At 69.6% G+C, this 22,939-nt stretch carries 24 protein-coding genes; 16 read left to right on the top strand and 8 right to left on the bottom strand.

Going from position 1 to position 22,939, the window contains the following annotated elements; genetic code table 11:
- Positions 1 to 5: 5 nt before the first annotated feature.
- The 4 genes from H7I87_RS25675 (at position 6) to H7I87_RS25660 (ending at position 5,027) form a co-directional block, all read left to right on the top strand.
- Complete coding sequence (locus H7I87_RS25675; RefSeq protein WP_170925426.1) at positions 6 to 938, top strand: class I SAM-dependent methyltransferase; 933 nt, start codon at positions 6 to 8, stop codon at positions 936 to 938.
- A gap of 74 nt (positions 939 to 1,012) precedes the next feature.
- Positions 1,013 to 2,563 (top strand): LCP family protein, encoded by a 1,551-nt coding sequence (locus tag H7I87_RS25670; protein ID WP_033712353.1) that lies wholly within the window; start codon positions 1,013 to 1,015, stop codon positions 2,561 to 2,563.
- A gap of 117 nt (positions 2,564 to 2,680) precedes the next feature.
- Positions 2,681 to 4,105 carry an aldehyde dehydrogenase family protein gene (locus H7I87_RS25665; RefSeq protein WP_016705823.1) on the top strand — a complete coding sequence of 475 codons (1,425 nt, stop codon included), beginning with the start codon at positions 2,681 to 2,683 and terminating at the stop codon, positions 4,103 to 4,105.
- A gap of 58 nt (positions 4,106 to 4,163) precedes the next feature.
- Positions 4,164 to 5,027 (top strand): SDR family oxidoreductase, encoded by an 864-nt coding sequence (locus tag H7I87_RS25660; protein ID WP_019734343.1) that lies wholly within the window; start codon positions 4,164 to 4,166, stop codon positions 5,025 to 5,027.
- 19 nt (positions 5,028 to 5,046) lie between these two features.
- Here H7I87_RS25660 and H7I87_RS25655 read toward each other — a convergent pair whose 3' ends face one another.
- Positions 5,047 to 5,877 carry a tyrosine-protein phosphatase gene (locus H7I87_RS25655; RefSeq protein ID WP_033712354.1) on the bottom strand — a complete coding sequence of 277 codons (831 nt, stop codon included), beginning with the start codon at positions 5,875 to 5,877 and terminating at the stop codon, positions 5,047 to 5,049.
- Positions 5,870 to 7,090: an acyl-CoA dehydrogenase family protein gene (locus tag H7I87_RS25650; protein WP_162936215.1), complete on the bottom strand. Its 1,221-nt coding sequence runs from the start codon at positions 7,088 to 7,090 to the stop codon at positions 5,870 to 5,872. The genes H7I87_RS25655 and H7I87_RS25650 overlap by 8 nt, the downstream gene beginning before the upstream one ends.
- Before the next feature lie 120 nt (positions 7,091 to 7,210).
- Between H7I87_RS25650 and H7I87_RS25645 the strand changes: the two genes are divergently transcribed.
- The 4 genes from H7I87_RS25645 to H7I87_RS25630 all read left to right on the top strand — a co-directional run bounded on the left by H7I87_RS25645 (position 7,211) and on the right by H7I87_RS25630 (position 10,662).
- Positions 7,211 to 7,672, top strand: coding sequence for a nuclear transport factor 2 family protein (locus tag H7I87_RS25645; protein ID WP_023860801.1), 462 nt, complete (start codon positions 7,211 to 7,213; stop codon positions 7,670 to 7,672).
- Positions 7,673 to 7,813: 141 nt separating this feature from the next.
- Complete coding sequence (locus tag H7I87_RS25640) at positions 7,814 to 8,911, top strand: Re/Si-specific NAD(P)(+) transhydrogenase subunit alpha (protein WP_003874197.1); 1,098 nt, start codon at positions 7,814 to 7,816, stop codon at positions 8,909 to 8,911.
- Positions 8,912 to 9,241: an NAD(P) transhydrogenase subunit alpha part 2 gene (locus H7I87_RS25635; protein WP_023860800.1), complete on the top strand. Its 330-nt coding sequence runs from the start codon at positions 8,912 to 8,914 to the stop codon at positions 9,239 to 9,241.
- A complete protein-coding gene (locus H7I87_RS25630; RefSeq protein ID WP_009979772.1) occupies positions 9,238 to 10,662 on the top strand; it encodes an NAD(P)(+) transhydrogenase (Re/Si-specific) subunit beta in 1,425 nt (474 codons plus the stop codon). Before H7I87_RS25635 ends, H7I87_RS25630 begins: the two co-directional genes overlap by 4 nt.
- Before the next feature lie 20 nt (positions 10,663 to 10,682).
- Here the strand turns inward: H7I87_RS25630 and H7I87_RS25625 are convergent, their stop codons facing one another.
- Positions 10,683 to 10,808 carry a hypothetical protein gene (locus H7I87_RS25625; protein ID WP_003874194.1) on the bottom strand — a complete coding sequence of 42 codons (126 nt, stop codon included), beginning with the start codon at positions 10,806 to 10,808 and terminating at the stop codon, positions 10,683 to 10,685.
- A gap of 158 nt (positions 10,809 to 10,966) precedes the next feature.
- Between H7I87_RS25625 and H7I87_RS25620 the strand changes: the two genes are divergently transcribed.
- The 4 genes from H7I87_RS25620 (at position 10,967) to H7I87_RS25605 (ending at position 14,940) form a co-directional block, all read left to right on the top strand.
- Positions 10,967 to 11,602: a TetR/AcrR family transcriptional regulator gene (locus tag H7I87_RS25620; RefSeq protein ID WP_003874193.1), complete on the top strand. Its 636-nt coding sequence runs from the start codon at positions 10,967 to 10,969 to the stop codon at positions 11,600 to 11,602.
- A gap of 117 nt (positions 11,603 to 11,719) precedes the next feature.
- Positions 11,720 to 12,820 carry an NAD(P)H-dependent amine dehydrogenase family protein gene (locus H7I87_RS25615; RefSeq protein ID WP_009979770.1) on the top strand — a complete coding sequence of 367 codons (1,101 nt, stop codon included), beginning with the start codon at positions 11,720 to 11,722 and terminating at the stop codon, positions 12,818 to 12,820.
- Between the two features lie 17 nt (positions 12,821 to 12,837).
- Positions 12,838 to 13,578, top strand: coding sequence for a glucose 1-dehydrogenase (locus H7I87_RS25610; protein ID WP_003874189.1), 741 nt, complete (start codon positions 12,838 to 12,840; stop codon positions 13,576 to 13,578).
- Positions 13,579 to 13,599: 21 nt separating this feature from the next.
- Positions 13,600 to 14,940, top strand: a complete 1,341-nt coding sequence (locus H7I87_RS25605) for an FAD-binding oxidoreductase (RefSeq protein WP_033712357.1) — start codon at positions 13,600 to 13,602, stop codon at positions 14,938 to 14,940.
- A 13-nt stretch (positions 14,941 to 14,953) separates the two neighbouring features.
- Here H7I87_RS25605 and H7I87_RS25600 read toward each other — a convergent pair whose 3' ends face one another.
- The 4 genes from H7I87_RS25600 to H7I87_RS25585 form a co-directional block, all read right to left on the bottom strand.
- Entirely contained in the window at positions 14,954 to 15,505 is a 552-nt protein-coding gene (locus H7I87_RS25600) for a TetR/AcrR family transcriptional regulator (RefSeq protein ID WP_009979768.1), read from the bottom strand.
- Between the two features lie 52 nt (positions 15,506 to 15,557).
- A complete protein-coding gene (locus H7I87_RS25595; protein ID WP_009979766.1) occupies positions 15,558 to 16,376 on the bottom strand; it encodes a thioesterase family protein in 819 nt (272 codons plus the stop codon).
- A gap of 19 nt (positions 16,377 to 16,395) precedes the next feature.
- Positions 16,396 to 17,214, bottom strand: coding sequence for an SMP-30/gluconolactonase/LRE family protein (locus tag H7I87_RS25590; protein ID WP_019732877.1), 819 nt, complete (start codon positions 17,212 to 17,214; stop codon positions 16,396 to 16,398).
- 72 nt (positions 17,215 to 17,286) lie between these two features.
- A complete protein-coding gene (locus H7I87_RS25585; RefSeq protein WP_033727411.1) occupies positions 17,287 to 17,769 on the bottom strand; it encodes an SRPBCC family protein in 483 nt (160 codons plus the stop codon).
- A gap of 122 nt (positions 17,770 to 17,891) precedes the next feature.
- Between H7I87_RS25585 and H7I87_RS25580 the strand changes: the two genes are divergently transcribed.
- From H7I87_RS25580 to H7I87_RS25570, 3 genes are read left to right on the top strand one after another with little or no spacing between them, the layout of a single operon-like run.
- The gene (locus H7I87_RS25580) at positions 17,892 to 18,797 is read left to right on the top strand and encodes an acyl-CoA thioesterase (RefSeq protein WP_009979763.1); all 906 of its coding nucleotides are present in this window, start codon (positions 17,892 to 17,894) and stop codon (positions 18,795 to 18,797) included.
- 5 nt (positions 18,798 to 18,802) lie between these two features.
- Positions 18,803 to 19,723 carry an LLM class F420-dependent oxidoreductase gene (locus H7I87_RS25575; protein ID WP_033721280.1) on the top strand — a complete coding sequence of 307 codons (921 nt, stop codon included), beginning with the start codon at positions 18,803 to 18,805 and terminating at the stop codon, positions 19,721 to 19,723.
- Between the two features lie 8 nt (positions 19,724 to 19,731).
- A complete protein-coding gene (locus H7I87_RS25570; protein ID WP_033721279.1) occupies positions 19,732 to 20,907 on the top strand; it encodes an acyl-CoA dehydrogenase family protein in 1,176 nt (391 codons plus the stop codon).
- On the opposite strand, the gene H7I87_RS25565 is transcribed toward H7I87_RS25570, so the two are convergent.
- Positions 20,891 to 21,577, bottom strand: coding sequence for a DUF427 domain-containing protein (locus H7I87_RS25565; RefSeq protein WP_003874179.1), 687 nt, complete (start codon positions 21,575 to 21,577; stop codon positions 20,891 to 20,893). The genes H7I87_RS25570 and H7I87_RS25565 overlap by 17 nt on opposite strands.
- A 113-nt stretch (positions 21,578 to 21,690) precedes the next feature.
- Between H7I87_RS25565 and H7I87_RS25560 the strand changes: the two genes are divergently transcribed.
- Positions 21,691 to 22,869, top strand: a complete 1,179-nt coding sequence (locus tag H7I87_RS25560) for a CoA transferase (protein ID WP_011726478.1) — start codon at positions 21,691 to 21,693, stop codon at positions 22,867 to 22,869.
- Positions 22,870 to 22,939 lie beyond the last annotated feature (70 nt).

The raw sequence follows: 22,939 nt of genomic DNA, 5'->3' as shown, positions 1-22,939 counted from the left end.
GCTCACTGCGCACCCACGACGACACCTGGGACATCAAGAGCAGTGTCGGCACCACCGCGGTGATGGTGGCCGCCGCCCGCGCCGTCGAGACCGAGCAGCCCGACCCGCTGATCCGCGACCCGTACGCCAAGCTGCTGGTCACCAACTCCGGCGCCGGCGTGCTGTGGGAGGCCATGCTCGACCCCGACATCGCCGCCCGGGTGGAGGCCCTGGACGAGGAATCGGCGGCGCACCTGCACCACATGCGCGGCTACCAGGCGGTGCGGACGCACTTCTTCGACACCTACTTCGCCGACGCCGTCGCCGCCGGGATCCGGCAGATCGTGATCCTGGCCTCGGGACTGGACTCCCGGGCGTACCGGCTCGACTGGCCGGCCGGCACCACCGTCTACGAGATCGATCAGCCGCAGGTGCTGGCCTACAAATCCACCACCCTCGCCGAGAACGGGGTGACGCCGTCCGCCGATCGCCGCGAGGTCGCCGTCGATCTGCGCCAGGACTGGCCGGCCGCGCTGCGTGCGGCCGGCTTCGACCCCACCCAGCGCACCGCCTGGCTGGCCGAAGGGCTGCTGATGTACCTGCCCGCCGAGGCGCAGGACCGGCTGTTCACCCTGATCGGCGAGCTCAGCCCGGCCGGCAGCCGGGTGGCCGCCGAAACCGCGCCCAACCACGCCGACGAGCGGCGCCAGCAGATGCGGGAACGGTTCAAGAAGGTGGCCGACGAGATCGGCTTCGAGCAGACCGTCGACGTCGGCGAGCTGATGTACCGCGACGATCACCGCGCCGACGTCACCGAGTGGCTCAACGCGCACGGCTGGCGCGCCACGGCCGAGCACTCGACGGCCGCGATGCGCCGGCTCGGTCGCTGGATCGAGAACGTCCCGCTGGCCGACGACAAGGACGCCTTCTCCGACTTCGTCGTCGCCGAGCGCCGCTAAGGGGCATTCCCGGCTGGCGCGCGGCCCCGGTTACCGGGATTTGACCTGGTCATCGGGAACAATGGTCAGCCATTATGGGCAGCGCTGGAACCGGTCACCCGCGCCGCTGGGTGCTGTTGAAGGGCCGGCTCGTCGCCAGCGTCGCGTCGGCGTTCGTCATGGCCGTCACCGGTGTCGGCTGGACCGGCTATCACACCGCGCTGGGCCGGATCATCATCTCGCATGCCCTGCCCAACGGGGCGATGTCGCTCGGCGACAACCAGAACATCCTGCTGATGGGCCTGGACAGCCGGTTGGACCAGAACGGCCGGCCGCTGCCGCCGGAAATCTACGACGCGCTGCACGCCGGCGACGAAAGCTCCGGCGGCTACAACGCCAATGTCCTTATCGTCGTTCATCTTTCGGACGGTGACGGGCCCGTCACCGCGGTGTCGATCCCGCGCGACGACTACGCCGAGTTGCCGGGCTGCCCGGGATCGGTGTGTGCCGGCAAGATCAAACAGGCCTACGGGCTGGCCTATCAGCAGTCGCTGAATGCGCAGGCCGCCGGGAATTCCGGCGCCGGGGCCACCGACCTGGCCGCTCGCGAGCAGACCGCCCGCGAGGCCGGCCGCAAGGCCGAGATCGGCGCCGTCACCGACTTTCTGGGCATCTCGGTCGACCACTTCGTCGAGGTCACCCTGGGCGCCTTCTTCCAGATCGCCAAGGCGGTCGAGCCGATCACGGTGTGCCTGGCCGGCGACACCCGGGACAGCTATTCGGGGGCGGACTTCCACCAGGGCGTGCAGCGCATCGACGCGGCCGAGGCGATGGCCTTCGTGCGGCAGCGGCGCGACGAAAACGACGGCTCCTTCACCGATTTCGACCGGACCCGCCGCCAGCAGGCGTTCCTGGTGTCGCTGGTCGAGGCGGCGCGCAGCGGCGGCGCGCTGTCCAGTGTGAGCGGGTTGCGCAAGCTGCTGCAGGTCGCCCGGGACAACGTCGCCGTCGACGCCGGGCTGGACCTGATGCAGTTCGCCGCGCGGGCCTCGCAACTGGCCGGGCGGCCGCTGTCGCTGTACACCCTGCCGATCTCGGGCTTCGGCAAGGACCCCAACGGCTCCGACATCAACCTGGTCGACCTTCCCGCGATCCGGCGGATCGTCAACGAACGCTTCATGTCCGACGCGCCGGCCGCGCTGGACGCGGCGGTCCCGGGCTCCCAGCCACCGGCCGCCCCCGCCGAGCCCGCGGTCCTCGACGTCGTCAACGCCACCACACACGACGGGCTGGCCGCCGCCCTCGAGGAGGCCCTGGCCGGCCGAGGCTTCACCCGGGGCAGCGCCACGACCGCCCCCACCCAGGCCGAGGACAGCAGCATCGAATACGGCCCCGGCGCCGAGGCGGCCGCGCGGCTGCTGGCCGACCAACTGCACCTGCCGGCCACCGCGCAGAGCGCGGTCGCGCCCGGCACCGTGCGGCTGACCGTCGGCACCGCGTTCCCGGCCGCCGACTACCTCGCCCATCCCGGCGCCTCGGGGTCGGGACAGGTGAGCACGGTGTCCGCCACCGGCACCGGCGATCACGCCCCCGCGCCGACCGACCTCAGCCAGATGACGGCCACCAGCGTCCCCTGCGTCAAGTAACCGCGCGGCCCGGCCGCGGGCCGGATCCTTCCTATTGCTCCCCCAACTAGATGGTTAGGATCGCGGTTATCACCGATGAGCGGCCGCCGCGCAGCGCGACTCTGCTCGGGAAGGACAATGATGACCACCGAATCGGTTGCATCGAAGACCACAACTTCGGCCAACGGGACCGCATCGGCCGACATCGCCGGCACGGTTGCCCGGCTTCGTCAGACCTTCGCCACCGGACGCACCCGCGACGTCGAATGGCGCAAGCGCCAGCTGCTGCAACTGCAGAAGCTGATGGAGGAGAACGAGGCCGCGATCGCCGCCGCGCTGGCCGAAGACCTGGACCGCGGCCCGTTCGAGGCCTACATCGCCGACATCGCCACCACCGCCGGTGAGGCCAAGTATGCGGCCAAACGGGTGCGCAAGTGGACCCGGCGCCGCTATCAGCTGCTGGAGCTGCCGCAGCTGCCCGGCCGCGGCTGGGTGGAGTACGAACCCTATGGCACCGTGCTGATCATCGGCGCCTGGAACTACCCCTTCTACCTCACCCTCGGCCCGGCCGTCGGGGCGATCGCCGCCGGCAACGCCGTCATCCTCAAGCCGTCGGAGATCGCGGCCGCGTCCTCGCGGGTGATGGCCGAGCTGGTGCCGAAATACCTTGACAACGACGCCATCGCGGTGATCGAGGGCGACGGGGCGACCAGCCAGGAGCTCATCGCCCAGGGCCTGGACCGGGTGATGTTCACCGGCGGCACCGAAATCGGGCGCAAGGTCTACGAGGGCGCGGCCCCGCACCTGACGCCGTGCACCCTGGAGCTGGGCGGCAAGAGCCCGGTCATCGTCGCGGCCGACGCCGACGTGGAGGTGGCGGCCAAGCGGATCGCCTGGATGAAACTGCTCAACGCCGGGCAGACCTGTGTGGCACCCGATTACGTGTTGGCGGACGCCAAGATTCGCGACGAACTGGTGGACAAGATCGGTGCCGCCATCACCAAGTTCACCGCCGACAAGCCCGAGGGCATGCGGGTGGTCAACCAGCGCCAGTTCGACCGGATCAGCAGCTACCTGTCCGGGTCGGACGGCAAGGTCACCGTCGGCGGGGCGTGCGACCCGTCCACCCTGCGCATCCAGCCCGCCGTGGTGGTCGACCCCGACCCCGACGGGCCGCTGATGCGCAACGAGATCTTCGGACCGGTGCTGCCGGTGATCACCGTCCAAAACCTGGATGAGGCAATACGTTTCGTGAACTCACGGCCCAAGCCGCTGTCGGCCTACCTGTTCACCAAGACGCGCGAGACCCGCGAGCGGGTGATCAAGGAAGTGCCGGCCGGCGGCATGCTGATCAACCACCTCGCCTTCCAGGTGTCGACGGCCAAGCTGCCGTTCGGCGGGGTCGGCGCGTCGGGAATGGGCGCCTACCACGGTCGCTACGGCTTCGAGGAGTTCAGCCACCGCAAGTCGGTGTTGACCAAACCCACCCGTCCCGACCTGTCGAGCTTCATCTACCCTCCGTACACGGAGCGGGCCTTCAAGATGGCCCGCAAGATGTTCTGACCGCTGGCTTCACCGAATCGGTTGCTAGACAGAGCTTTTCACAGCAGAGAGGAATCTTATGCCCGGAGTGCAGGATCGCGTCATCGTCGTCACCGGAGCCGGTGGCGGGCTGGGCCGTGAGTACGCCCTGACGCTGGCCCGCGAGGGTGCCAGCGTGGTCGTCAACGACCTCGGCGGGGCCCGCGACGGCACCGGCGCCGGCCACAACATGGCCGACCAGGTGGTCAAGGAGATCAAGGACGCCGGCGGCCGCGCGGTGGCCAACTACGACAGCGTGGCCGAGCCCGCGGGCGCGGAGAACATCATCAAAACCGCGCTTGATGAGTTCGGCGCCGTGCACGGCGTGGTGAGCAACGCCGGGATCCTGCGCGACGGCACCTTCCACAAGATGTCGTTCGAGAACTGGGACGCCGTGCTCAAGGTGCACCTGTACGGCGGGTACAACGTGATCCGCGCCGCCTGGCCGCACTTCCGCGAGCAGAGCTACGGCCGGGTCGTCGTCGCCACCTCCACCAGCGGCCTGTTCGGCAACTTCGGCCAAACCAATTACGGGGCAGCCAAACTCGGCCTGGTCGGCCTGATCAACAGCCTGGCGCTGGAGGGCGCCAAGTACAACATCCACGCCAACGCGATCGCCCCGATCGCGGCGACCCGGATGACCGAGGACATCCTGCCCAAGGAAGTGCTGGCCAAGCTGACCCCCGAGTACGTCGCGCCGGTGGTCGCCTACCTGTGCACCGAGGAAAACCCCAACAGCGCTTCGGTTTTCGTGGTCGGTGGCGGCAAGGTGCAGCGCGTCGCGCTGTTCCAGAACGCCGGCGTCACCTACGACAAGCCGCCGACGGTGCAGGACGTCGCCGCGCGGTGGGACGAGATCACCGACCTGTCCGCGGCCAAGCAGGCCGACTTCAAGCTGGGGTAGGCAGCGCGCGGTCGGCGGGTCAGGCGAGCAGCGCCGCGCGCAGGCGTTGCACGTCTGCCTCGCCGACCCCGGCGTCGCGCAGGTAGGCCTGCAGCGACCCGAACTTCTCGTCGATGGTTTGCCGGGCGGCGGCCAGGTACTCCTCGCGCACCCCTAGCACACCGTCGGACAGCCGCGCCTCGGTCCAGGTCACCACCTCCGGGGTCAGCTCGGTGTCCTGGCGCTGCGCGATCATCGCCGAGATCTGCGCGCGCAGCGCGGGCGCGGCGTCGTTGCTGCGCAGGAAGTCGGCGACGATGACGTCGCGGTCGACGCCGATCGCTTCGAGCACCGTCGCCACCACGAACCCGGTGCGGTCCTTGCCGGCGAAGCAGTGGGTGAGCACCGCACGCCCGGCGGCCAGCAGCGAGATGACCCGGTGCAGCGCTCGCTGCGCCCCGTTACGCGTTGGGAATTGCCGGTATTCGTCGATCATGTAGCGGGTGGCGGCCTCGTCGACGGACTCCGCCGACTGCTCGGCCCCGTCGCCGGTGAGCAGCCGCTGGAAGGCGTGCTCGTGCGGCGCCTGGTCGTCGGTGCCGGCCTCGTGCTCGCCGAGATCGGGAAAGGGCAGCAGGTGCACCTCGACACCGTCGGGAACCCGGCCCGGGCCGCGCCGGGCCACCTCGCGGGCCGCGCGCAGGTCGGCGACGTCGGTGATGCCCAGCCGGCGCAGCGTCGCGCGGCCCTCGTCGTCGAGCCCGCTCAGCTCGCCGGACCGGAACAGCCGACCCGGCCGCAGCATGGGCGCACCGTCGGCGACGTCACGAAAGTTCCACGCGCCGGACAGTTCTCGCAGCGCCTCAGGCATGCGCGGTGACCGCCGCGGCGAGCGCAGACTTTTCCCGGCCCAGCTCGGCGCGGGCGATGGTCCGCATGTGCACCTCGTCCGGGCCGTCGAAGATCCGCATGGCGCGATGCCAGCCGTACAGGCGGGCCAGCACCGTGTCGTCGCTGACCCCGGCGGCGCCGTGGACCTGGATGGCCCGGTCGATGACGTCACAGGCCACCTTCGGCGCCACCGCCTTGATCTGGGAGACCAGCAGATGCGCGGCCTTGTTGCCGTGCTGGTCGATGGTCCACGCCGCCTTCTCGCAGAGCAGCCGCGCCTGGTCGATTTCGTTGCGGGACTTGGCAATCGACTCCCGGACCACGCCCTGCTCGGCCAGCGGGCGGCCGAACGCCACCCGCTTTTGAGCCCGGTCGACCATCAGCGCCAGCGCCCGCTCGGCCCCGCCGAGGGCGCGCATGCAGTGGTGGATGCGGCCGGGACCGAGCCGGGCCTGGGCGATCGCGAAGCCCGAGCCCTCCTCGCCGAGCAGGTTGGTGACGGGCACCCGCACGTTGTCGTAGACGATCTCGCAGTGGCCGTGCTGGTCCTGCCAGCCGAACACCGGGGTGGAGCGCACCACCGTCACCCCCGGGGTGTCCATCGGCACCAGCACCATCGACTGTTGTTGGTGGCTGGCCGCGTCGGGGTTGGTGCGGCCCATCACGATCAAGATCTTGCAGCGCGGGTCCGCCGCGCCCGACGTCCACCACTTGCGGCCGTTGATCACGTAGTCGCCGCCGTCGCGCACGATGGAGGTCTCGATGTTGCGGGCGTCGCTGGACGCGACGGCGGGCTCGGTCATGGAGAAGGCGCTGCGGATCTCGCCGGCCAACAACGGCTCCAGCCACTGCTTGCGCTGCTCCTCGGTGGCGAACAGGTGCAGCGTCTCCATGTTGCCGGTGTCGGGCGCCGCGCAGTTGAGCGCCTCGGGCGCGATCTCCAGGCTCCAGCCGGTGATCTCGGCCAGCGGCGCGTATTCCAGGTTGGTCAGACCCGACTCGGCGGGCAGGAACAGGTTCCACAGCCCCTGCTGCTTGGCCTTGACCTTGAGCTGTTCCACCACCGGCGGGACGGTGTGGTCGTGCGGGCCGGCCTCGTGCCGGTACTTGTTGTATTCGGCCTCGGCCGCGAAGACGTGCTCGGTCATGAAATCGGTCAGCCGCTTGTGGTAGTCGCTGGCTTTGGCCGACATCGCGAAGTCCATGCCCGTCACCATAGGACACGGGTCGCCGCCCAACGCGAGCAGACGCAAAAGCCCCCCGACACGCCGCTGGGAATGGGCTTTTGTGTCTGCTCGCGGTAGAGATGCGGCATGACCGAATCCCGACCCCCCTTCCCGCCGTTCACCCGGGATACGGCCCTGCAGAAGGTGCAGGCCGCCGAGGACGCCTGGAACACCCGCGATCCCGAGCAGGTCAGCCTCGCGTACACGCCCGATTCGCGGTGGCGCAACCGCGACGAGTACATCGTGGGCCGCGATCAGATCGTCGCCTTTTTGACCCGCAAGTGGCAGCGCGAACTCGACTACTCGCTGCGCAAGAGCCTGTGGGACTTCCACGACAACCGCATCGCGGTGCGGTTCCAGTACGAGTGCCGCGACCGGTCCGGCCACTGGTACCGCAGCTACGGCAACGAGCTGTGGGAGTTCGCCGAATCGGGGCTGATGGCCCGCCGCGAGGCCAGCATCAACGACGTGCCGATCGACGAGTCGCAGCGCCGCTACTTCGGGCCGCGCCCGGCGTCCGAACACGGCCGGGAGATTCCGCTCTGGTAGCGCCGGCGCGGCGGCGACGGCGGGGGCCGGGTGCGGCCTGCGGCGCGGCGCGGCGACCGGGTTAGGGTGTTCACGCCAACGGGGTCGCCGATGAGTTGCCGGTAGGCAAGGAAATCAGCAAGGAAAGTAGATGTACGCGCCATGACAAATGCGCAGGCCAACGCGGTCAAGGTTGGGGTGGTCGCCGAATCCGGGGCCGACGAGCGGCGGGTCGCGCTGGTGCCCAAGGCGGTGGCGTCGCTGGTGGGCAGCGGCCTGGCGGTGGTGGTCGAGTCCGGCGCGGGCGAGCGGGCCCTGCTGCCCGACGCGCTCTACACCGAGGCCGGCGCCGACATCGGGGACGCGTGGGCCGCCGACATCGTGGTCAAGGTCGCGCCGCCGACGGCCGACGAGGTCGCCAAGCTGCACAGCGGTCAGACGCTGATCGGCTTCCTGGCGCCGCGCAACGCCGACAACTCGATCGGCGCTTTGAAGCAGGCGGGCGTGCAGGCCTTCGCGCTGGAGGCCATTCCGCGGATCTCGCGGGCCCAGGCGATGGACGCGCTGTCGTCGCAGGGCAACGTGGCCGGCTACAAGGCGGTGCTGCTGGCCGCCTCGGAGTCGACCCGGTTCTTCCCGATGCTGACGACGGCCGCGGGCACGGTGAAACCGGCCAGCGTGCTGGTGCTCGGCGTCGGGGTGGCCGGATTGCAGGCGCTGGCGACGGCCAAGCGGCTGGGCGCGCGCACGTCGGGCTACGACGTGCGTCCCGAGGTCGCGGACCAGGTGCGCTCGGTGGGCGCGCAGTGGCTCGACCTGGGCATCGATGCGGCCGGTGAGGGCGGATACGCCCGCGAGCTCACCGAGGAAGAGCGGGCCCAGCAGCAGAAGGCCCTGGAGGAGGCCATCGCCGGGTTCGACGTGGTGATCACCACGGCCTTGGTGCCCGGCCGCCCGGCGCCGCGACTGGTGACCGCCGCGGCGGTCGAGTCGATGAAGCCGGGCAGCGTGGTGGTGGACCTGGCCGGCGAGACCGGCGGCAACTGCGAGCTGACCGAGCCGGGCAAGACGGTGGTCAAGCACGACGTCACCATCGCCGCCCCGCTGAACCTGCCGGCGACCATGCCCGAGCACGCCAGCGAGCTCTACAGCAAGAACATCACCGCGCTGCTGGACCTGCTGATCAAAGACGGCAAGCTGGCCCCCGACTTCGACGACGAAGTCGTGGCGGCGGCGTGTGTGACACGGGAGAGTGCATAGATGTACGACGAACTGTTGGCCAACCTGGCGATCCTGGTGCTGTCCGGGTTCGTCGGGTTCGCGGTCATCTCCAAGGTGCCCAACACGCTGCACACGCCGCTGATGTCGGGCACCAACGCCATCCACGGCATCGTGGTGCTCGGCGCGCTGGTGGTGTTCGGCTCGGTCGAGCATCCGTCGCTGGCGATGCAGATCATCCTGTTCGTCGCGGTGGTGTTCGGAACCCTGAACGTCATCGGCGGGTTCATCGTCACCGACCGGATGCTGGGCATGTTCAAGAGCAAGAAGAGCCCGGCGAAGCCGGAAACACAAGAGGCGGCGGCCAAATGAACTACTTGGTGATCGGCCTCTACATCGTTTCCTTCGCGCTGTTCATCTACGGCCTGATGGGGCTGACCGGGCCCAAGACGGCGGTGCGCGGCAACCTGATCGCCGCGGTGGGCATGGCCATCGCGGTGGCCGCGACGCTGATCAAGATTCGCCACACCGACCAATGGGTGCTGATCATCGCCGGCCTGGTGGTGGGCGTGGTGCTCGGCGTCCCGCCGGCCCGCTACACCAAGATGACGGCCATGCCGCAGCTGGTGGCCTTCTTCAACGGCGTCGGAGGTGGCACCGTCGCGCTGATCGCCCTGTCGGAATTCATTGAGACATCCGGCTTTTCGGCGTTCCAGCACGGCGAGTCACCGACGGTGCACATCGTGGTGGCGTCGTTGTTCGCCGCGATCATCGGATCGATCTCGTTCTGGGGCTCGATCATCGCGTTCGGCAAGCTGCAGGAGATCATCTCCGGCGCCCCGATCGGCTTCGGCAAGGCCCAGCAGCCGATCAACCTGCTGCTGCTGGCCGGCGCCGTGGCCGCCGCGGTGGTGATCGGTCTGCACGCCCATCCCGGCAGCGGCGGGGTGTCGCTGTGGTGGATGATCGGGCTGCTGGCCGCCGCCGGCGTGCTGGGCCTGATGGTGGTGCTGCCCATCGGCGGCGCTGACATGCCGGTGGTCATCTCGCTGCTCAACGCGATGACCGGGCTCTCGGCCGCGGCCGCGGGGTTGGCGCTGAACAACACCGCGATGATCGTGGCCGGCATGATCGTTGGCGCCTCGGGTTCGATCCTGACCAACCTGATGGCCAAGGCGATGAACCGCTCCATCCCGGCGATCGTCGCCGGCGGCTTCGGCGGTGGGGGCGTGGCACCGGGCGGCGGTGACGGCGGCGACAAGCACGTCAAGTCCACCTCGGCGGCCGACGCCGCGATCCAGATGGCCTACGCCAACCAGGTGATCGTGGTGCCCGGTTACGGCCTGGCCGTCGCGCAGGCCCAGCACGCCGTCAAGGACATGGCCGCGCTGCTGGAGGAGAAGGGCGTGCCGGTGAAGTACGCCATCCACCCGGTGGCCGGCCGGATGCCCGGGCACATGAACGTGCTGCTGGCCGAGGCCGAGGTCGACTACGACGCGATGAAGGACATGGACGACATCAACGACGAGTTCGCCCGCACCGACGTCGCGATCGTCATCGGCGCCAACGACGTCACCAACCCGGCCGCCCGCAACGAGGCGTCCAGCCCGATCTACGGCATGCCGATTCTCAACGTGGACAAGGCCAAGTCGGTGATCGTGCTCAAGCGGTCGATGAACTCCGGCTTCGCCGGCATCGACAACCCGCTGTTCTACGCCGAGGGGACGACGATGCTGTTCGGCGACGCGAAGAAGTCGGTGACCGAGGTTGCCGAGGAGCTGAAGGCGCTCTAACTGGCGCTCTCACGCGGTGCCTAGACGGGCGGGTAGGCCGGCGGCGGGTAGCCGTTGCCGTCGGTGACGCCGCGCAACCCCCAGGTGAGGTACCGCATGAAGAACTCGATTTCGTCGCTTCCGTCGTAATCCGGACTCGGATCCATCGGCCCCACCTCTCGACTCAGCGCATTCGAGGAAAGTCTAGTCGCATAGCCGTCGACGGGACACCCGGCGTTTTGCTTAAACTGTCCAACCAGTTGATTGATAGTTATCCTTGGCCGAACCGGGGCTGGCCTGCCCGTACCGACGATAGTGAGAACAGATGCCCGCCGACAGCAGCACCCCGAATGGGCAAACCCGCCGCGAAGAGCTGCTGGCCGTCGCCACCAAGTTGTTCGCCGCGCGCGGGTATCACGGCACCCGGATGGACGACGTCGCCGACGTGATCGGGCTGAACAAGGCGACCGTCTACCACTACTACGCCAGCAAGTCGCTGATCCTCTACGACATCTACCAGCAGGCCGCCGAGCGGACGCTGGCCGCGGTCCACGACGACCCCTCGATGACCGCCCGCGAGGCGCTGTACCAGTACACCGTGCGGCTGCTCGACCAGATCGCCGCCAACCCCGAGGGTGCGGCCGTCTACTTCCAGGAGCAGCCCTACATCACCGAGTGGTTCACCAAGGAACAGGTCGCCGCGGTCCGGGAAAAGGAGACCCAGGTCTACGAGCACGTGCACGGGCTCATCGACCGTGGGATCGCCAGCGGGGAGTTCTACGAGTGCGACTCGCACGTCCTGGCGCTCGGCTACATCGGCATGACGCTCGGCGCCTACCGGTGGTTGCGCCCGAGCGGACGCCGCAGCGCCAAGGAGATCGCCGCCGAGTTCAGCACCGCGCTGCTGCGCGGCCTGATCCGCGACGAGGAGATCCGCACCACCTCGCCGCTGGGCCCCTGACCCTCTCGTCGTAGCCGACGGACGCGGAACCGCCGGCGGCTCCGGGCCGGTAGGCGCCGCCCATTTAATGGACTAGTGTCTAGAAAAGTTTTGGGCGCTCAACGGACGGAGACTGTCATGGCGATCCGCGTCGCGCACGTCGGCACCGGAAACGTCGGCGGACTGGCCCTCGCCGAACTGATCACCAACCCGCGCTACGAGCTGACCGGGGTGTGCGTGTCCACCCCGGAGAAGGTCGGCAAGGACGCCGGCGAGCTGTGCGGCGTCGGACTCGATGCCGGGGTGGTCACCGGCGTCGCCGCCGTCGGCGACCTGGACGCCGTCATCGCCGCCAAGCCCGAATGCGTGGTGTACTGCGCGATGGGCGACACCCGGCTGCCCGAGGCGATGGCCGACGTCATGCGCATCCTGGCCGCCGGCATCAACGTCGTCGGATCGTCGCCCGGGCTGCTGCAATACCCCTGGGGTGTGATGCCCGAGAAGTACATCGCCCGCGTGGAAGACGCTGCCAGGCAAGGCAATTCGAGCATCTTCATCAGCGGTGTCGACCCGGGCTTCGCCAATGACCTGATCCCGCTGGCGCTGGCGGGAACCTGTCAGCGGGTGGAGCAGGTGCGCTGCATGGAGATTCACGACTACGCCAGCTACAACGGCGCGGAAGTCATGGGCTACATGGGATTCGGCCGTCCGCTCGACGAGATCCCGATGCTGCTGCAGCCGGGAGTCCTCAGCATCGCCTGGGGAACCGCTATCCGTCAGCTGGCCGCCGGGCTGGGCATCGAGGTCGACGAGATCACCGAGTCCTACCAGCGCGAGCCGGCGCCGGAGGACTTCGACATCGCGGTGGGCCGGGTGGCCAAGGGCACGCTGGCGGTGCTGCAGTTCGAGATTCGCGGCATGGTCAACGGCCACCCCGCCATCGTCATCGAGCACGTCACCCGGCTGCGGCCGGATCTGCGCCCCGACCTGCCGCAGCCGGCCGCGGGCGACGGGTCCTACCGGGTCGAGATCACCGGGGAGCCGTCGTACGCCGTCGACATCGTCCCGAGCAGCCGCAAGGGAGACCACAACCACGCCGCGATCGCGGGAGCCGCGGGCCGTATCGTCAACGCCATCCCGGCGGTGATCGCGGCCCCACCTGGCATCCGGACCACCCTCGATTTGCCGCTGGTGACCGGCAAAGGCCTTTACGCACCAAGCACTTTGGTGACCACCTGAATCGAAAGGAGACCCGCGTGGGACGGGTAGACGGCAAGGTTGCGCTGATCAGCGGGGGCGCCCGCGGCATGGGCGCCGAGCACGCGCGGCTGCTGGCGGCCGAGGGCGCCAAGGTGGTGATCGGCGACATCCTCGACGACGAGGGCAAGGCCGTGGCCGACGAGATCGGCGACTCGGTGCGCTACGTCCACCTGGACGTCACCCAGCCCGACCAGTGGGACGCCGCCGTGGAAACCGCCGTCGGCGAATTCGGCAAGCTCAACGTGTTGGTCAACAACGCCGGCACCGTCGCGCTCGGGCCGCTGAAGAGTTTCGATCTGGCCAAGTGGCAGAAGGTGATTGACGTCAACCTGACCGGCACCTTCCTGGGCATGCGGGTGGCCGTCGAGCCGATGATCGCGGCCGGCGGCGGCTCGATCATCAACATCTCCTCCATCGAGGGGCTGCGCGGTGCGCCCATGGTGCACCCCTACGTCGCCTCCAAGTGGGGCGTGCGCGGCCTGGCGAAGTCCGCGGCGCTGGAGCTGGCGCCGCACAACATCCGGGTCAACTCCGTGCACCCCGGCTTCATCCGCACCCCGATGACCAAACACCTGCCCGACGACATGGTGACCGTCCCGCTCGGCCGTCCGGCTGAGTCCCGCGAGGTGTCGACGTTCGTCTTGTTCCTGGCCAGCGACGAGTCGTCGTACGCGACCGGCAGCGAATTCGTGATGGACGGCGGACTGGTCACCGACGTGCCGCACAAGCAGTTCTAGCGCGGTGCTATAACCGCGAACATGCTGCGCGCGTTGGCGGATACGGTCGGATCCACTCACGTCGTCACCGACCCCGACGTGCTGGCGGCGCGCAGCGTCGACCACACCGGCCGCTATCGCGGGCGGGCCAGCGCGCTGGTGCGGCCGGGCTCGGCCGAGCAACTCGCCGAGGTGCTGCGGGTGTGCCGGGACGCCGGCGCCCACGTGACGGTGCAGGGTGGGCGGACGTCGCTGGTGGCCGGGACGGTGCCCGAGCACGACGACGTGTTGCTGTCCACCGAACGGCTGCACCGCATCGCCGACGTCGACACCGTCGAGCGTCGCATCGAGGTCGGCGCCGGGGCCACGCTGGCCGCGGTGCAGCAGGCCGCGTCGGCCGCCAACCTGGTGTTCGGCGTGGACCTCGCGGCCCGCGACAGCGCGACCGTCGGCGGCATGGCCTCCACGAATGCCGGTGGGCTGCACACTGTTCGGTACGGCAACATGGGCGAGCAGGTGCTCGGCATCCAGGTCGCGCTGCCCGACGGCGCGCTGCTGCGCCGGCGCAGCCGGGTGCGCCGGGACAACACCGGCTACGACCTGCCCGCGCTGTTCGTCGGCGCCGAGGGCACGCTGGGCGTGATCACCGAGCTGGACCTGCGACTGCACCCCACCCCGACGCACACGGTGACGGCGATCTGCGGGTTCGCCGAACTCGATGCCGTGGTGGCCGCCGGGCGCACGTTCCGCGACGTGGACGGCATCGCTGCGCTGGAATTGATCGACGGCCGCGCGGCTGCGCTGACCCGCGAGCATCGCGGCGTGCCCGCCCCGGTCGACGCCGACTGGCTGCTGCTGGTGGAGTTGGCCGCCGACCACGACCAGACCGAGCGGCTCGCCGGCCTGCTGGACGACGCGCCGCTCAGCGGCGAACCGGCCGTCGGCGTGGATGCCGTTGCGCGGCAACGGTTGTGGCAGGTCAGGGAGGCGCTGGCCGAGGTGCTCGGCGTGTACGGGCCGCCGCTGAAGTTCGACGTCTCGCTGCCGCTGTCGTCGATCAGCGAATTCGAAAGAGCCGCAATCGATTTGGTGCACACCCACGCGCCCGACGCGCTGCCGGTGCTGTTCGGCCACATCGGCGAGGGCAACCTGCACCTGAACGTGTTGCGCTGTGCGGCCGACCGGGAGCACGCGCTGTATGAGCCGATGATGGATCTCATCGCGGCAAGCGGCGGCAACGTCAGCTCCGAACACGGCGTCGGCAGCCGCAAGCGGCCCTACCTCGGCATGTCCCGGGAGCCCGCCGACATCGCCGCGATGCGCACCGTCAAGGCCGCGCTCGACCCGACGGGCTACCTCAACGCCGCGGTCCTGTTCGACTGATCCCGGCCGGCGGTCAGTCGGTCGGCGCCTTGATGCCGACGGCGTGGCGCAGCTGGGCCAGGAACTGATCGGCGTCGTCGCTGCGCACGATGTAGTGCGAGATCGCGATCCGGATCACCGTGGCCGCCTTCACCGCGGCGTTGGGTCCGGGCAGGTGGCGCTGCAGGCCCTCGCGCATCTGCGGGATCACCCCGGAGAACTGGGCGATGGTGTGCTCGGGCTCGACGTCGACCATGCGGACGCCGGAGTAGGAATGCTGATAGTCGACGATGAACCGCAGCACCGCGTCCAGCTTGTCCACACCCTTGAGACCCGCGGTGGCCTTGACCAGGCCGCTTTCGAAGATCTGGCGCTCGTAGGCCGAAAACGCCGACAGCAGCTCCTCTTTCGAGGCGAACCAGCGGTACAGCGTCGGGCGGGACACCCCGGCCTGGGTGGCGACGTCGGACAGGCTGAGCTTGGTCTTGCCGTTGCGACCGAGCACCTCGGCGGTGGCCGCCAGAATGCGCTGGCGGGTCGAGGTGTCGGTGTCGGCGATCGCCGTCGCCCGGACCGGATGGCTCATGATTCAAACTTTACGAAGTGTCGCCGCGGTGTCATGGTCATTCGCTCCCACGTTAGGCCCGACCGGGACGCCGGCGCACCAGAACCGACTGCTGGATGGCGCCCACGGCGCCCTGCTCGTCGAACAACGTGCCGATCGTCGTGCCGATCCCGTCCGGCCCGTAGCTGGTCTCGGCCCGGATGCCGATCCAGTCGCCGTCGGGGACCCGGAACACGTGCACGGCTAGATCGGTGTTGAGGAACGTCCACTTGGTGATGTCCAGCTTGCTGCCGATGCCGTTGGCGCAGTCGGCCACCGCGAACAGCCGCTGTAGCCGGGTCATCGATTCGCCCTTCACCAGGTCGACGGTCGGGCTGATCCAGGATTCCCCGGGGCCCTCGCTCAGCGGCTCGGTCAACCACAGCCACTGCAGGCTGTGCACGTAGTTGCGGTCCCAGTCGCGCGCCTTGAGGTTGCGGTCGTAGGCCTCGGCCCGCGGACGCGGCAGCGGCGCCGCCGCGTGCGCCAGGGATCCGGTGTCCTGGTGCTGCAACCGCCAGCCGCTGGCGCGCGCCACCGGCCGCGGGGCGCCGTCGGGCCCCGGCGCCAGCATCTGGGCGCCGAGCAGTTCGATCTGCTTGCCGGGGCGCTGCACCTCCGCGCGCACCCACAGGTCGCCCTCGACCGGCACCCCACCCAGCAGGTCGATCACCACCCGGGACAGCCGGGTGTCGTCGCGCTGCTCGCAGCGCTCCAGGGCCCGCGTCAGCAGCGCCGACACCGGACCGCCGTGCTGGATCGTCGCCGACCAGGTGCCACGCGCCAGATCGGTGGCCCGGAACCTCTCGCCCGACGCGTCGGAGTCGATCAGCTCGTAGTAGGCGTCGGTCATCGTCAACCTCTCCGGAAAGTCAGGGCAGGCCGGCGCCGGGCGTGGTCACCGTGACGGCATCCAACCGGGACAGGCGGGTGCCGACCAGACGCTGAGGATAGGCGTCCGTGCTCGACAACAAAAACAGCGTGCGGCGCTGCGGACCGCCCAGTGCGCAGGCGATGGCCACGCGATCGCCGATGTCGATGCGGTCGGTGACGGCGCCGCCGGCCACGATCCGCTCGAACTGGTGCGCCAGCGTCATCGCCGCCCACACCCCGCCGTCGGCGTCCAGCGCGATGCCGTCGGGCGGCCCGTCCAGGCCGTCGGCGAAGACCCGCCGGCCCGACAGTGCGCCGTCGTCGTCGATGGCGAACGCGCTCAGCCGCCGCCCGGTGGACTCGGCGACGATCAGCGTCGCCCCGTCCGGGGTGATCGCCATGCCGTTGGGGAAGTCCAGGTCGTCGGCCACCACGGTCGCACGGTCGTCGGGGTCCAGCCGGATGATCGCGCCGCCGGTGAAGGCCTGGCAGCCGATGTAGGCGCGGCCCGCGCGGTCGACCACCATGTCGCCCAGGTCGGCCGGCGCGATGTCGGCGAGTTCGGCGACGGTGACCACCGTTTCGCCGTCGTAGCGCAACACCCGCCGGTCGCGCGTGGAGGCGATCAGCAACGAGCCGTCGGGGCGGAATCCCAGCCCGGACGGACAGTGCCCGGGCAGCGGCAGGGTGGTCAGCGCGCCACCCATGGTGGTGGTGTGCACCGCTTCGCCGAGCATGTCGGAGAACCACAGCAGACCCTCGAACCAGCGCGGGCCCTCGCCGAAGCAGAACCCGTTGACCAGTGGCTCGGGGATCATCCGCTCATGCCTTCGGCAAACCTTCCGCTTTACAAAACATCGACAAAGTGTCATGCACCGCGGGTGCCGGTGTCAATCGAGCGCGGCGAGCTCCCGCGCGACGGCCTCGTGGTAGGCGTCGATCCTGGCCGGGTTGGCCTGCACGAACAGCTGATCGGGCAGCGGGGCGTCCTTGTCCGCCTCGATCGTCATGGTGCGGGAGAACAGCGTGATGTCGTGGCCGGGGCGGGTGAACCGGTAGCAGACCGTGATGCGGCCCGGCAGGCCGCCTTGAAAAATACCGCCGTCGCGGTCGTGGCCCAGCCGGCCGATCGAGGTGAACACGAACAGCGACGGGCGCACCGCGGCGGCCAGCTGCCAGCTGAAGATCCGGTCGCCGTCGGGGCCGGTCTCCTCCCAGGTGTCGCCCACCCGCAGCGGAAGCTCGGGCAGCTTGCCGATGTGGGCGCTGCCGGGATAGGTCTTGGTCCAGTTCTGCGGATTGGTGACGAAGTCGTACACCGTTTCGGCGGACTGGGTGAACGCGGTCTCCGAGCTGGTGGTGACGATGCCCAATTGTATTGCCTCCCTGTGCGTTCCGTCGCCCGGCCGCTATGCCGCCCCGCCGTGTTGTTAGCCAAGCTTTACAAATCTTACGCAAAGTGTCACGCTGAGCGCGAAGCTGGGCGACACGAGAGGTGGAATCCGAGTTGAGCAAGGTTTCCCAGGAATCGACCGAGTGGACGGTGCAGGGCCTGCTGGATCTGTTCGAGGTGCGGCCCGACGGGCAGGACCGGTTCACCGCCGACACCGCCGGTGATATCGGGGGCGGGGGCGACGAACGCCAGGTGGTCGAGGGCACCCAGGTGCTCGCGCAGGCGATCGTCGCGGTGGCCAAGCGGTTCGGTGACAAGTCGGTGCGCTCGGCGCACGCCGTGTTCTCCCGCGCAGTCGCGGTCGGACCGCCCATCGAGCTGGTCCTCGACGTCGTGGCCGAAGGCCGGTCCACCGCCACCGCCGTCGTCGCCGTGCACCAGAACGGCCGGCGCTGCCTGAGCATCACCGTGCTGGCCGACGTGCCCACCGGCGACGTCATCCGCCACCAGCTGCCCCGGCCCGACGTCGCCGGGCCCGCCGACGCCAACCCCTCCCCGATGCCGATGGTCGGCCGGGAGCTGCGCCTGGTGGACGTCGTCGACGTCAACAGCCCCGACGAGGTCGGCCCGCCGGAGCTGTACGCCTGGCTGCACTACGACCCCATCCCCACCCGTGACGACCTGGCCAAGGCGCTGCTGGCCTACTTCACCGGGCACCTGGGCATCTCCACCACCATGCGCGCGCATCCGGGCATCGGCACCGCCCAGGCGCACCTGACCGTGTCCACCGCGCCGATGAGCATCTCGGTCGCCTTCCACGAGCCGGTGCGCTGGGACGGCTGGCTGCTCTACAGCCACGAGAGCACCCAGGTGGGCGCCGGAATGTCGTATGTGCGCGGCACCGTGCACACCGAACAGGGCGAGCTGTTGGCCTCCTTCGCGCAGGAGGCGCTGATCCGCCCGCTGCGCACCAGCGACACCGCGATCGATTCCCGGGCCCGCTTCTAACGGCCATGCGCTTCACCATCACCCACCCGATGCACAGCCATCCCTACAACCGGGAGCTGGTCAGCGGGGACGGCATCGCCAAGGTGGCCGCGGCGGCCGAGGCGGCCGGGATCCACGGCTTCGGCTTCACCGACCACCCCGCGCCGTCGCAGCGCTGGCTCGAGGCCGGTGGGCATGACGCGTTGGATCCTTTCGTGGCACTGGGTTTCGCCGCCGCCACCACGTCCACGCTGCGGTTGATCCCCAACATCGTGGTGCTGCCGTATCGAAACCCGTTCGTGGTGGCCAAATCCGGCGCCACCCTCGACCTGCTCTCCGGCGGCCGCTTCACCCTCGCCGTCGGCGTGGGCTACCTCAAGCGCGAGTTCGCGGCGCTGGGCGTCAGTTACGACGAGCGCGCCGAGCTGTTCGAGGAGGCCCTGCAGGTGATCCGCGCCGTGTGGACCGGCGACGACATCTCGTTCGAGGGAAGGCATTTCAGCGCCCGGGGCATCACCGCGCATCCCCGGCCGGTCAGCAGCCCGCATCCGCCGATCTGGATCGGCGGCAACACCACCGCCGCGCGCCAGCGGGTGGCCGACTACGGCGACGGCTGGTGCCCGTTTCCCGCCCCGCCGCAGCTGGCCCGGACGGCCGGCACCGCCGTCATCGACTCGGTGGCCAAACTCGCCGACGGCATCGCCGACCTGCGTCGCAGATGCGATGCGGCGCAACGTGATTGGTCGACGATCGACATCACCTTCACCAACTTCGAGGGTGGTAGCCCCGTCGACGACGAATTCAACGCCGACGCCTATCTCGACGGCCTGGACAAGCTGGCCAAGCTGGGGGTGACCTGGGTGAGCGTGCACCTGCCCGGCGACAGCATGGCCCACGCGCTGGAGACCCTGGACCGGTTCCGCACCCTGGTCGTCGACGCCGCCTAGCCGCAACCATGGACTTCTCCCGGGTAGAACTTTCGGCGCAGGACGCGGCCTTCCAGCAGAGCACGCGCGCGTTCCTGGCCGAGCACGTCACCGACGAGGTGCGCCGGCGTGATCGCGAAACCGGCGAAAACTTCAGTGAGCCGGTGCATGTGGCGCTGGGTGAAGCGGGTTACCTGGAATCGGATTGGAAGCTGGAGTCCGAGGGCGGATTCGATCCGGTGCGCCGGCGGATTTTTCAGCTCGAGATCGGCCGCGCGCACACGCCGTGGTTCCACTGGGGCACCACGGCGGTGGTCGCGCGGTTGGTCAAGCAATTCGGGGCGCCCGAACTCGCCGACGCGATCCTGCCCGGCGTGTTGTCCGGGAAGATCCGGCTCTGCCTGGGCTACACCGAACCCGAGGGCGGCTCCGACGTCGCCACCTGCAAAACCCGGGCCGTGCGGGACGGGTCGGGCTGGATCATCAACGGCTCCAAGATGTTCACCTCGAACGCGCAGAACGCCGAGTACGTCTTCCTGCTCACCAACACCGATCCGCGGCGGCCGAAACACAAGAACCTGACCATGTTCCTGGTGCCGCTCGACTCACCGGGCATCGAGATCCAGGGCATCCGCACCGTCGACGGCGACCGCACCAACATCGTCTACTACAGCGACGTGCGCGTCGACGACCTCTACCGCATCGGCGAGGTCAACGGCGGCTGGACGGTGATGCGGTTCGCCCTCGACGCCGAACACGGCATCACCGACCCCCAAGACCATGGCCTGCAGAACATTTCGATGCTCTCCGAGCACGGCCACCTGATGGCCGAGGCGGCCGACGGTGTCGCGGCCATCCTGGCCAGACCCGATGCGGCCGGCGGCCGGCCGATCGACGACGAGTCGGTCAAATACCGGCTCGGGCGCGGCATGGCCCGCATCGAGGCGGCCATGTCGACCCCCGGCATGTACGGACGCGTGGCGCTCATTCAAACCATGCGTGAGGTATCCCAGGAACTGATGGACCTGCTGGGGACCGCATCGGCCTTGCCCACCGGCACGCCGGGTTCACCCGACGACGGCGCCATCGAGTTCATCTTCCGGCACGCCGTGCCCGCCGGCATCTATGGCGGCACCATGGAGGTGTTCCGCAACATGATCGCCCAGCACGAGCTGGGGCTCGGACGGCCTAGCTACGGGCGCTGACCGGCAGCTCGGCCAGCAGCTCGACGCGGGTCTCGTCGAAACTCAGAAAACCCTTGATGGGCAGGCTTTCCGGCGGCGGATCCGGATAGCACCAGCCGACGTCGTCGACCACCCGGTCGCCGTCGACCAGCGACCAGTACGTCGCGAAACCCTTGTAGTTGCAGTAACTCGTCGTCTCCGAGCGGCGCAGCAGATCGGTGCGCACGTGCGCGGGATCGACGTACAGCCTGGGCGGCAGGGCGGTCTCGAAGACGATCGTCGTGTGGTCGGTGTCCACCAGCGTGGTGCCGCCGACGCGCACCCGCAGCCGCCGGCGGGTGCCCCGGCAGTCCACGCGGTGATACGGATTGGGCGGGTAGTGCACGAGCTTGCGTCCCTCCTCCCACCAGGTGTCCACCGCGTCCCAGGGGACGTGGACGAAACCGGGCGCCTCCGGCTCCGGCTCCCCGGGCAGGCCGGCGACCTCGTCGGCCGGGAAGACGTAGCTCAGCGGCCGCCCCCGCCGGTGCACCATCAGCGCCCGTTCGGTGTCGATCACCGAACGCCCGTCCTTGACCGCCTGCACCCGCCGGGGATGCGGTTCGACGTAGACGACCTCGGCGGGGATCGGCGGCGAGAACCGCCCCGCCGGATCGCTGCTGAGCGGACCCCGCCCGGCCACCAAAGACATGGGTCGTCCTCCCATCGCACGCAAACCCCACCCGAGGCCCACGCTAGCGTGACACTCGACACGCGGCGCCACGATGGCGTGACGCCCGAACGGCAGAAGGCGGGAACTCACCCATGGCGGGACCGGTGGAAGGCGTCACAGTCGTCGAACTCGGGGTCTGGGTGGCCGGGCCGGCCGCCGGCGGCATCCTGGCCGACTGGGGCGCTGACGTGATCAAGATCGAGCCGCCGACCGGCGACCCGGCCCGCATGTTCGGCCGCATGCTGGGCTGCGACCTGGGGCTGAACCCGCCGTTCGAGATGGACAACCGGTCCAAGCGCAGCGTCGTGCTGGACCTGAGCAGCGAACCGGACCGCCGGGCGGCGTTCGAATTGCTTTCCGGCGCAGACGTTTTCCTGACCAACGTGCGGCCCGGGGCGCTGCAGCGGCTGGGGCTGGACTTCGCGTCGGTGTCGGCGGCCAACCCCCGGCTGGTGTACGGGCTGATCACGGGGTACGGCGAGAGCGGGCCGGACGCCGACCGCGCCGCCTTCGACGTGGCCGCGTTCTGGTCCCGCGCCGGGGTGGCCCATCTGCTCACCCGGCCCGGCGACACGCCCCCGTTCCAGCGCGGCGGCATGGGCGACCATTCGGCCGGGATGACGATGGCCGCGGCGGTGTGCGCGGCGCTGCTGGCGCGCGAGCGCACCGGGGCCGGCCAACTGGTGACCACCTCGCTGTACCGGCAGGGCGCCTACACCGTCAGCTTCGACCTGAACACCTACCTGATGAGCGGCCAGCCCATCGCGATCGGGCAACGCGAGTCGATGGGCAACCCGTGCATGAACAACTACGCCGCCTCCGACGGACGGCGGTTCTGGATCGTCGGGCTCGAGCCGGAGCGGCACTGGCCGGCGTTGTGCCGCGCGGTGGGCCGCCCCGAGTGGCGCGACGATCCCCGCTTCGCCGACGCCCGCGCCCGCGCCGCCAACTCGGTGGCGCTGATCGCGGCGCTGGACGAGATCTTCGCGACCCGCCCGCTCGACGAGTGGGCGCAGATCTTCGCCGGCGAACCGGATTTCTTCTGGTCGCCGGTCAACTCGCTGGAAGACGTGGTGGCCGACGAGCAGTTCCACGCCGCGGGCGGGATCGTTTACGTGCCCGACGGCGCCGACGACCAAGCCGCGGTGCCGATGGTGGCCACCCCGGCGGATTTCCACGGCACGCCGTGGGCACCGCGTTCTGCGGCACCGGAACTCGGGCAGCACACCGCGGAGGTCCTCGCCGAGCTCAAGGCGCGCCGCGGCTCCTGACCGGCCGCCGGGAGCTTTACAAATTTGCGCGGAAGTGTCACGCTGTGCGGTGAGTCGCATCGCCCGGACC

The sequence above is a fragment of the Mycobacterium timonense genome (assembly GCF_025821985.1).
Classification (GTDB): Bacteria; Actinomycetota; Actinomycetes; order Mycobacteriales; family Mycobacteriaceae; genus Mycobacterium; species Mycobacterium avium.
The sequence above is the reverse complement of the archived record's forward strand: the minus strand, read 5'-3'. Positions and strand labels throughout refer to the sequence as shown.